Source organism: Polaromonas sp. P1_G2 (assembly GCF_056405515.1).
Map to the genome: position 1 here is coordinate 1 of NZ_JBFUBY010000143.1, position 10,451 is coordinate 10,451.

Genomic DNA, 10,451 nt, shown 5'->3' on the forward strand with positions numbered 1-10,451 from the left:
CAAGACCACCCGCGTCTAGCCGCTCGTTCGCCCGCTTCGCGCCCCGCCCCCCGGTTTCACTTTTCCACGGAGAGCTTCATGCTGCTCACGAAAAAATCCTCCGAAGTCCATCCCGCGCACCGCGCCGGTTCCGCGCGTTTTGTGCAGAGCCTGTCGCGGGGCCTGTCGAATGCCTTGCCCACCATGGACCGCCGCGCCTTCCTGCGCCGCTCCGGCCTGGGCGTCGGCGTGGGCCTGGCCGCGACGCAGCTGACGCTGGTCAAAAAAGCCGAGGCCGCCGCGCCCGGCGCCGCGGCCGACGGGACCGGCAAGATCGAAGTCAAGCGCACGGTGTGCAGCCACTGCTCGGTCGGCTGCGCGGTCGACGCCGTGGTGGAAAACGGCATCTGGGTGCGCCAGGAGCCGGTGTTCGATTCGCCCATCAACCTCGGCGCGCATTGCGCCAAGGGTGCCGCGCTGCGTGAGCACGGCCACGGCGAGTACCGCCTGCGCTACCCGATGAAGCTGGTCAACGGCAAGTACGAGCGCATCAGCTGGGACACGGCCCTCAATGAAATCAGTGCCAAGCTGCTCGAGTTGCGCAAGGACAGCGGTCCCGATTCGGTGTACTGGGTGGGCTCCTCAAAGCACAGCAACGAGCAGTCCTACCTGCTGCGCAAGTTCGTGAGCTTCTGGGGCAGCAACAACTGCGACCACCAGGCCCGCATCTGCCACTCGACCACGGTGGCCGGCGTTGCCAATACCTGGGGCTACGGCGCCATGACCAATTCCTACAACGACATGCAGAACAGCAAGTGCGCGTTGTACATAGGCTCCAATGCCGCCGAAGCCCACCCGGTCAGCATGTTGCACATGCTGCATTCCAAGGAAACCGGCTGCAAGCTGATCGTGGTGGACCCGCGCTTCACGCGCACGGCGGCCAAGGCCGACGAGTATGTGCGCATACGCTCGGGCTCCGACATTCCCTTCCTCTTCGGCGTGCTGTACCACATCTTCAAGAACGGCTGGGAAGAMAAGAAATACATCAACGACCGTGTCTACGGCATGGACAAGGTCAAGGCCGACGTGATGGCCAAGTGGACGCCCGACAAGGTGCTCGAAGCCTGCGGCGTGGACGAAGCCACCACGCTCAAGGTGGCCACCATGATGAGCCAGAACCGTCCCAGCACGATTGTCTGGTGCATGGGCCAGACGCAGCACACCACGGGCAACGCCATCGTGCGTGCCTCCTGCATCCTGCAACTGGCGCTGGGCAATATCGGCAAGTCCGGCGGCGGCGCGAATATTTTCCGCGGCCACGACAACGTGCAGGGCGCGACCGACGTCGGCCCCAATCCCGATTCGCTGCCCGGCTACTACGGCCTGGCCGAAGGTTCGTGGAAACATTTCGCCAAGACCTGGGGCGTCGACTTCGACTGGATCAAGGGCCGCTACGCCTCCGCCGCGATGATGGGCAAGCCCGGCATCACGGTCTCGCGCTGGATTGACGGTGTGCTCGAGAAAAACGAGCTGATAGACCAGGATTCCAACCTGCGCGGCGTGTTCTTCTGGGGCCATGCGCCCAACTCGCAGACGCGCGGCCTGGAAATGAAGCGCGCCATGGACAAGCTGGACCTGCTGGTCGTGGTGGACCCTTACCCTTCTGCCACCGCCGCCATGGCCGCCATGCCCGGCAAGGCCGAAGACCAGAACCCCAAACGCGCGGTCTATCTGCTGCCGGCCGCGACCCAGTTTGAAACCAGCGGCTCGGTGACCGCCTCCAACCGCTCGCTGCAATGGCGCGAAAAAGTCATAGAGCCGTTGTGGGAAAGCCGCAGCGACCACATGATCATGCACCAGTTCGCCGAAAAGCTCGGCTTCGCCAAGGAGCTGTCGAAGAACTACAAGATGCAGAAGGTCAAGGGCATGGACGAGCCCGTGCCGGACGACATCCTGCGTGAGATCAACAAGTGCGTCTGGACCATTGGCTACACCGGGCAGAGCCCCGAGCGCCTGCAGGCGCACATGCGCAATATGCACCTGTTCGACGTCAAGACACTCAAGTCCAAAGGCGGCAAGGACAAGGTCACCGGCTACGACACCACGGGCGACTACTTCGGCCTGCCGTGGCCTTGCTGGGGCAACCCGGAGCTCAAGCATCCAGGCTCGCCCAATCTTTATGACACCTCCAAACACGTCATGGACGGCGGCGGCAACTTCCGCGCCAATTTCGGCGTTGAAAAGGATGGCGTCAACCTGCTGGCCGAAGACGGCTCGTATTCCYAGGGCGCCGAGATCACCACCGGCTACCCCGAATTCGACCACCTGCTGCTCAAAAAACTCGGCTGGTGGGACGACCTGACCGATGCTGAAAAAACCGCGGCTGAGGGCAAGAACTGGAAGACCGATGCTTCCGGCGGCATCATCCGCGTCACCATGAAGCTCCACGGCTGCCATCCCTTCGGCAACGCCAAGGCGCGCGCGGTGGTCTGGAACTTTCCCGACGCGATTCCGCAGCACCGCGAGCCGCTGTACGGCAACCGTGCCGACCTGCAGGCCAAGTACCCGACGCATGACGACAAGAAAGCCTTCTGGCGCATGCCCACGCTGTACAAGACCATCCAGCAGAAAAACATCGCCGACAAGGTGCATGAGAAATTCCCGCTGGTCCTGACCTCGGGCCGCCTGGTCGAATACGAAGGCGGCGGGGAAGAAACCCGGTCCAACCCCTGGCTGGCCGAGTTGCAGCAGGAGGCCTTTGTGGAGATCAATCCCAAGACCGCTTCCGATCGCGGCATACGCAACGGCGAGCGCGTCTGGCTGGCCAGCCCGACGGGTGCGCGCCTCAACGTGCAGGCCATGGTGACCGAGCGCGTCGGCCCTGACACGGTATGGATGCCCTTCCACTTCTCGGGCCGCTGGCAGGGTGCCGACATGCTGGCCTACTACCCCAACGGCGCGGCACCGGTGGTGCGCGGCGAGGCCGTGAACACCGCGACAACCTATGGTTATGACAGCGTCACGATGATGCAGGAAACCAAAACAACCGTCTGCAATATCGAACGTGCGGCATAAGAGGAGCAAGACATGGCAAGAATGAAATTTGTCTGTGACGCCGAGCGCTGCATCGAATGCAACGGCTGCGTCACCGCCTGCAAGAACGAGAACGAAGTCCCCTGGGGCGTTAACCGGCGCCGCGTGGTGACACTCAATGACGGCGTTCCCGGCGAGAAATCCATTTCGGTGGCCTGCATGCACTGCAGCGACGCGCCATGTATGGCCGTCTGCCCCGTCAACTGCTTTTACCGCACCGACGAGGGCGTGGTGCTGCATGACAAAGACATCTGCATAGGCTGCGGCTACTGCTCCTATGCCTGCCCCTTCGGCGCGCCGCAGTTCCCGGCGGCCGGCACTTTCGGCGTGCGCGGCAAGATGGACAAGTGCACCTTCTGCGCCGGCGGCCCCGAGGTCAACGGCAGCCAGGCCGAGTTTGAGAAATACGGCCGCAACCGCCTGGCCGAAGGCAAGCTGCCGGCCTGCGCCGAGATGTGTTCCACCAAAGCCCTGCTGGCCGGCGACGGCGACGTGGTSGCCGAYATCTTCCGCAACCGCGTGGTGCAGCGCGGCAAGGGCGCCGAAGTCTGGGGCTGGGGSACAGCCTACGGATCGAAACARGCRGGCCAGCCGCCCGCGGGAGCCAAATCATGAAGCGCCTCGCGATGCTGGTTTGCCTGGCGGCCGCGCTGACCGGCTGCGGCGAAAAACCGCAGACCCTGGGCGCCGCGCGAAACGACGGCGCGGCTTTCCAGGGCACCGACAACGCCTTCGCGGCGCCCGGCTGGACCAAGGGCGACAAGACCAGCTGGGAGCAGGGCCTCAAGGCCCGCGCGCAGAACAGCCAGAACGAATACACCAGGACGGGTACGTCGAAATAGCGACCGGAGGCCTTATGTTGTTTGCCCGACCCGTTCTTTTTCTGCTGGCAGCCGGCCTTGTCGGGCTGGCGGCCGCGCAGTCCCCTGCGCCGGCAGCCGCGCCCCAGTCCCCTGGTGTCGCCGCGCCCGCACCGGCCGCAGCGGGCGGCATCCAGGGCCAGAATATTTTTGAGGTCAAGCCCGACGCCAGCGCCGACCCCAACTACGCGAAGCAATCCAACGGCGAACGCGCCAAGGTGCAGCCCGGCAACAACGCGCCCCTATGGCGCCAGGTGGGCGAGGGCGTCACCGGCTACAGCAGCCTGCCCAAAAGCGAGGCGCCCGAAGCCGGCAACCTGATCCAGCCCTTTGTGCAATACCCCGGCTCGCGCCTGACCAACGCCGGCGAGGCCTGGCGCCAGGTGCGCAACCACTGGATCATTCCCTACGGCGGTTCGCTGTTCCTGATCGTGCTGCTGGCGATCGCGATTTTTTACTTCAGCAAGGGCTCGATCAAAACCCATGGCGCCGACACCGGCCGCAAGATAGAGCGCTTCACGCCTTTCGAGCGCGCGGCGCACTGGTCCAACGCGATCGCGTTCTCCATCCTGGCCATTTCCGGCCTGGTGATGGCCTTCGGCAAGTTCTTCCTGTTGCCTGTCATAGGCGGCGCGCTCTTCGGCTGGCTGACCTGGACGCTCAAAACCATGCACAACTTCGCCGGCCCGCTGTTCGCGGTGTCGCTGGTGATCGTGTTTTTCACTTTCCTGCGCGACAACTGGCCGCAGAAAGGCGACCTTCGCTGGCTGGCCAAGGGCGGCGGGCTGATCAAGGGCGACGAGCCGCCTTCGAACCGTTTCAACGCGGGCGAAAAACTCATCTTCTGGGGCGGCGTGTTCTTCCTCGGCATCGTGGTCGTGTCCTCGGGCTTTGTGCTCGACAAGCTGCTGCCCGGCCTGGTCTATGAGCGCGCCACCATGCAGGTCGCGCACATGGTGCATGCCGTGGCCACGGTGCTCATGATGTGCATGTTCCTCGGCCACATCTACCTGGGCACCATCGGCATGCAGGGCGCCTATAAGGCCATGCGAACCGGTTATGTCGACGAGACCTGGGCCAGGGAGCACCACGAATACTGGTATGACGAGGTCAAGGCCGGCAACATCCCGGCCCAGCGCAGCACGCCGCCGGTGGATCCGCCGGGCCAGATCGCACAGGCATAGAAAGGACTCCACGATGAAAAAACTCCTGATCCTGGCCACGCTGGCCGCCGCGTCGGCCACGGTGCTGGCCAAGCTGCCGCCGCTGAGCGACGAGGCCAAGGCCAAGGCCGCCGAAGCTGCCGCCAAAACCGCGTGGACCGGCAAGGTCGATGCCTACCAGCTGTGCAAGTCGCAGGACAAGGTGGCCGCCGCCTATTACAAGTCCGCCAAGGCCGCCGGCAAGGAAACCAAGCCGCCGGCGCCTGCGCCCGCCTGCGCTGACCCGGGCCCCTTTGCCTATACGCCGCCGCAAGCCAAACCGCTGGAAGCCGCGGGCGCGCATTCGCCGGCCGGCACGGCCGCCAGCCCGCCCAGCACCAAGCAGCCTGATGCGGTAGGCAACCCCGCCAAGAAATCCTGACCCTTTTCACTCCCGAAGAGCCGACTCCGCAAGGGGCCGGCTTTTTTGTTGTAGTCTTGCCGCATGCCCGTTTCGACACCTCTCCTGCCGCGCCTGACCCATGCCCAGGCGCCCCTGACCTGCGAGGTGGAGGCCGTCAACGAATACGGCGAAACGCAGCGCATCTCCATCCCGGCCGAGCGCGCGCTCACGGTGTACGTCGACAAGCGAGAGCTCGTGACGCTGATGACGCTGGGCGCGCACCCCGAGCTGCTGGTGCTGGGCTACCTGCGCAACCAGCGGCTGGTCAAGGATGCGGCCGACATCGACTCCATCACCGTGGACTGGGACGTCGGCGCTGCCGCCGTCAAGACGCGCCATGGCATCGAAGACATTGAAGAAAAAACCGCGCGCCGCGTGGTTACCACGGGCTGCGGCCAGGGCAGCGTGTTCGGCGGCCTGATGGACGAGGTGGAGGGCATCGTGCTGCCCCGCGATGCACGCATCAGCCAGGGCCAGCTTTATGCCCTGGTCAACACCATCAGGCTCAAGGAAACGACGTACAAATCCGCCGGCTCGGTGCATGCCTGCGCGCTGTTCGCGATGACGGCCGGTGATCCCGAGATGCTGCTGTTCGTGGAAGACGTTGGCCGCCACAATGCAATAGATACCATAGCGGGCTGGATGGCCATGCAGAATGTGGCCCCCACGCTTGTCGCTTCGCGTACTGCGCTGCCCCCCGAGGGGGCGCTGCGCCTGCGGCCCGGCAAAGCCGGTTCCGCGGCCCCTGCTGGGGAAGAGGGGAGCTGGGAAGGCCTGGTGTTTTATACGACCGGCCGCCTCACCAGCGAAATGGTCATCAAATCCGCGCAGATGGGCGTACCCATCGTGGTCTCTCGCAGCGGCATCACGCAGATGGGCCACCAGGTCGCGCAGGCCGTGGGCCTGTGTGCCATAGGCCGCGCCACCAACAAGCGCTTCGTCTGCTACGCCAACCCGCAGCGGCTCACGCTGCAGCCCGAACTCGCCGGCGCCAGGCCGGCCCCTTTTTCCACCGCGCCGACATGACCGCTACCGATACCGACGTCCAGCCCACGCTTCCCGGAATTCCCGAAGCGTTGCCTATGCGCGGCAAGCCGGGCGCCGGCCTCTCGCTGCTGCGCTGGGTGGGCGAGGGCCTGCGTGCGGGAGTGTTCCTGAAACCTCGCGTGGCGGGGAGCGCGCCCACGCCGCTGCAGGTGCTGCTGCTGACGGTGCTGGTGCTTGGCCTTGAACTGGCGTTAGCCCGCCTGGAAGTGGCCGGCCCCGCGCGCCTGGACCTGCAGGCCTGGCTGTCGGGTTGGTGGACCGCGGGCGTGTTCCTGGGCCTGGCCTGGTGGGCCCTTCCCACGCTGGACACCGCACGAGCGGGCAGCCCGGATGAATCCGCCGGCGAAGGCTTGAGCGGGATCGCCGCCTGCTTCGTTTTGTGGCTGCTCTCCTCGCTTCCGGCGACGGTGCTGTACCAGGGGGTCATCGCTGCTTTCGCCCAGGGTTGGGTCAAGAGTTCGGTGTTCTCGTCGCCCTGGGTTTACTGGGGCTTTTACGGCCTGTTCGTCACCTGGGGCGTAGGAACGGCCGTCGTGCTGGTCTGGCGCTTTGCCGGGCCGGGCTGGCGCACGGCGATGTTCGCGCTGGTGCTGGTAGTCTCCAGCGGCCTCATGGCCTGGCAATTCGAGGTCCGCACCTGGCAGCAAGACTACGCCGCGCGCGGCGACGCCGACGACGGGCCCCGGCTGCAACTGAGCCAGCAGACCTTCGAGGTGCAGCAGGCGCTCTGGGAAAAGACCATGGCCGCCATCGCGCATGAGCGCCCCGGCGTCACCGACGTGTACGCCCTGGTGTTCGCCCCCTATGCCTCGGAAGACGTGTTCCTGCGCGAAAGCACCCTGGTCAGCCGCGTGCTGGCCGAGCGTTTTGACGCCGAAGGCCGCGTGGTGCACCTGGTCAACCACGCCACCACCACGCAAACCCACCCCTGGGCCACCGCGCTGAACCTGGAGCGCGCCATCGACGCGATTGCCCAGCGCATGGACCGCGAGAAGGATGTACTGGTGGTCTATATGACCTCGCACGGCGCCGGCGACTTCAAGCTGGCCGCCTCCCACTGGCCGCTGGAAGTGCCGCCCGTAAGCCCGGCCGAGCTGCGCGAGGCGCTCGACAGGTCGGGCGTGCGCAACCGCGTGATCGCGATTTCGGCCTGCTATTCCGGCGGCTGGGTCGATGCGCTGGCCGGCGACACCACCCTGGTCATGACGGCGGCCGACGCCACCCACACCTCCTACGGCTGCGGCCGACGCTCCGAGCTCACCTTCTTCGGCCGCGCCCTGTTCGACGAGCAGCTGCGCAAGACGCATTCCTTCGAGCAGGCCTTTGCCCGCGCCGTGCCGCTGATCAAGCAGCGCGAGATCGACGCCGGCAAGGAAGATGGCTTTTCCAACCCGCAGATCCGGGTCGGTGCCGGCATCGCGCCGGTGCTGCGCGCGCTGGAAAAACGCCTGGACGCGCTGCCGTCGGCCGCCGCTGCCGCGCCTGGGGCCGCCGGCCGTCCATAACCCGGTTCGAAACCCGGCCATCGCCCAGGGCTGCGCACTTTGCGTTATGGTCGGCGCATGAACACCCTTTTCCTCAAGCTCGGCTGGAAAACCATGCTGCGCGACCTGCGCGCGGGTGAGCTGCGCCTGCTCATCGTGGCTGTCACCCTGGCCGTCGCGGCGCTGACGGCCGTCGGCTTTTTTGCCGACCGCCTCAAGGGCGGTTTGCAGCGCGATGCACGCCAGCTGCTGGGCGGCGACGCCGTGGTCCGCAGCGACGGCCAGACGCCTGCCGCTTTTATCGCGAAGGCGCAGGCGCTGGGCCTCAAGGGCATTTCCACCGTCACCTTTCCCACCATGGGACGCGCTACCGAAGCCGACGGCGGCGCCAGCAAGCTGGTGGCCTTCAAGGCCGTGCCCGAAGGCTATCCCCTGCGCGGCAGCATGAAGGTGGCCGGCAGCCCCGAAGAGCCCGGCGCCGACACAAGCGAGGTGCCCGCCCCCGGCACGGCCTGGGCCGATGCCTCGCTGCTCGACGCGCTGGGCCTCAAGCTCGGCCAGACGCTGCTCATGGGCGACGCCGGCTTCAAGCTCACGCGCATCATCGTGCAGGAACCGGATCGAGGCGCGGGCTTTATCAGCTTTTCGCCGCGCGTCATGGTCAATGAGGCCGACGTCAAAGCCACCAACCTGATCCAGCCCGCCAGCCGTACCAACTACCGTTTTGCCGTCGCCGGCGACGACAAGGCGGTGAAGGCCTACGTCAAATGGGCCGACGCGGAAATCAAGAAACCGTTTGAACAGTCGGGGGTGCGCGGCGTGCGCCTGGAGTCGCTCGAATCGGGCAGCCCCGAGATGCGGCAAACGCTGGACCGCGCCGAAAAATTCCTCAACCTCGTCGCGCTGCTCGCGGCTCTGCTGAGTGCGGTGGCGGTAGCCATTGTGGCGCGCGGCTTCGCCGCCAAGCACCTGGATGACTGCGCCATGCTGCGCGTGCTGGGCCAGCCGCAGCGCACCATCGCGCTGGCGTATACGTTTGAGTTCGTGCTGGCGGGGCTGTTTGCCAGCGCGCTCGGCGTGGTCCTGGGTTTTGCCGTGCATTACGGTTTTGTGCTGCTGCTGGCCGGCCTGGTCGAAACCGCGCTGCCGGCCGCCACCTTCTGGCCCGTGCTGTTCGGCATGGGCATGGGCCTCACGCTGTTGCTGGCTTTCGGCCTGCCGCCCGTGCTGCAGCTAGCCCAGGTGCCGCCGTTGCGCGTGATCCGCCGCGATGTCGGCAACCTGAAGCCCGCCTCGCTGGCCGTGCTGGGCGTGGGCATGGCCGGTTTCGCGGCCTTGCTGGTGGCCGCCAGCAGCGACCTCAAGCTGGGCCTGATCGCCGTGGGCGGCTTTGCCGGTGCGGTGCTGGTGTTCGCCGTGGCGAGTTTTGCCGCCGTCAAGCTGCTGCGCGCCAGCGTGCATGAGGCGACCGCGCCGCGCTGGCTGGTGCTGGCCACGCGCCAGCTCTCGGCCCGTCCGGTGTACGCCGTGGTGCAGACCAGCGCGCTGGCCGTCGGCCTGCTGGCGCTGATGCTGCTGGTGCTGCTGCGCACCGACCTCATCAGCAGCTGGCGCAAGGCCACGCCGCCCGACGCGCCCAACCGTTTTGTCATCAACGTGCAGCCCGAGCAGGGCGAGGCCTTCCAGCAGGCGCTGCGCGACGGCGGCGTGAAAAAATTCGACTGGTATCCCATGATCCGCGGCCGCCTGGTCGCGGTGAACGGCAAGCCCGTCACGCCCGACGATTTTGAGGACGACCGCGCCAAGCGCCTGGTCGACCGTGAGTTCAACCTCTCCAACAGCGCCGACATGCCTTCGCACAACCAGGCCAGCGGCGGGCGCTGGACGCCCGGCGAAAAAGACGCCGTCAGCGTCGAGGATGGCCTGGCCAAGACCCTGGGCCTCAAGCTCGGCGACACCCTGCGCTTTGACATAGGCGGGCAGACCAGCGAGGCCAAAATCACCAGCCTGCGCAAGGTCGACTGGGGTTCGATGCGCGTCAACTTTTTTGTGATGTACACGGTGGCGAAATTGCCGGCCGACGTTCCCGTGTCCTTCATCAGCGCCTTCCGCGCGCCCGAGCCGGTTGCGGCGACGCCCGGCCAGCCGCGCCCGCAGAGCTTTGACAACACCTTGGTCAAAGCCTTTCCCAACATCACCAACGTCGACATGAGCAGCACGCTGGCCCAGGTGCAGCGCGTGTTGGACCAGGTGATCCGCGCGGTCGAATTTTTGTTCGGCTTCACGCTCGCGGCCGGCCTGGTCGTGCTGTTCGCCGCCATCACCGCCACCCGCGAAGAACGCGCCCGCGAATTCGCCATCATGCGGGCGGTGGGGGCGCGGG

General features: G+C 66.1%; 8 protein-coding genes. All 8 read left to right on the forward strand.

Features of this window, described 5'->3' with window-relative positions:
- The first annotated feature begins 78 nt into the window (after positions 1–78).
- Positions 79–3,054, forward strand: coding sequence for a formate dehydrogenase subunit alpha (locus AC1D0P_RS15220; RefSeq protein WP_477677508.1), 2,976 nt, complete (start codon positions 79–81; stop codon positions 3,052–3,054).
- A 12-nt stretch (positions 3,055–3,066) separates the two neighbouring features.
- Positions 3,067–3,687 carry a formate dehydrogenase FDH3 subunit beta gene (fdh3B, locus tag AC1D0P_RS15225; protein WP_007873612.1) on the forward strand — a complete coding sequence of 207 codons (621 nt, stop codon included), beginning with the start codon at positions 3,067–3,069 and terminating at the stop codon, positions 3,685–3,687.
- Complete coding sequence (locus AC1D0P_RS15230; protein WP_477677509.1) at positions 3,684–3,914, forward strand: hypothetical protein; 231 nt, start codon at positions 3,684–3,686, stop codon at positions 3,912–3,914. The genes fdh3B and AC1D0P_RS15230 overlap by 4 nt, the downstream gene beginning before the upstream one ends.
- 14 nt (positions 3,915–3,928) lie before the next feature.
- Positions 3,929–5,116 (forward strand): formate dehydrogenase subunit gamma, encoded by a 1,188-nt coding sequence (locus AC1D0P_RS15235; protein WP_477677510.1) that lies wholly within the window; start codon positions 3,929–3,931, stop codon positions 5,114–5,116.
- Between the two features lie 13 nt (positions 5,117–5,129).
- Complete coding sequence (locus AC1D0P_RS15240; RefSeq protein ID WP_477677511.1) at positions 5,130–5,516, forward strand: hypothetical protein; 387 nt, start codon at positions 5,130–5,132, stop codon at positions 5,514–5,516.
- 63 nt (positions 5,517–5,579) lie between these two features.
- A complete protein-coding gene (locus AC1D0P_RS15245; RefSeq protein WP_477677512.1) occupies positions 5,580–6,563 on the forward strand; it encodes a formate dehydrogenase accessory sulfurtransferase FdhD in 984 nt (327 codons plus the stop codon).
- Positions 6,560–8,089 carry a C13 family peptidase gene (locus tag AC1D0P_RS15250; protein ID WP_477677513.1) on the forward strand — a complete coding sequence of 510 codons (1,530 nt, stop codon included), beginning with the start codon at positions 6,560–6,562 and terminating at the stop codon, positions 8,087–8,089. Before AC1D0P_RS15245 ends, AC1D0P_RS15250 begins: the two co-directional genes overlap by 4 nt.
- A 57-nt stretch (positions 8,090–8,146) precedes the next feature.
- A partial coding sequence (locus tag AC1D0P_RS15255; RefSeq protein ID WP_477677514.1) for an ABC transporter permease occupies positions 8,147–10,451 on the forward strand: 2,305 nt, incomplete at its 3' end.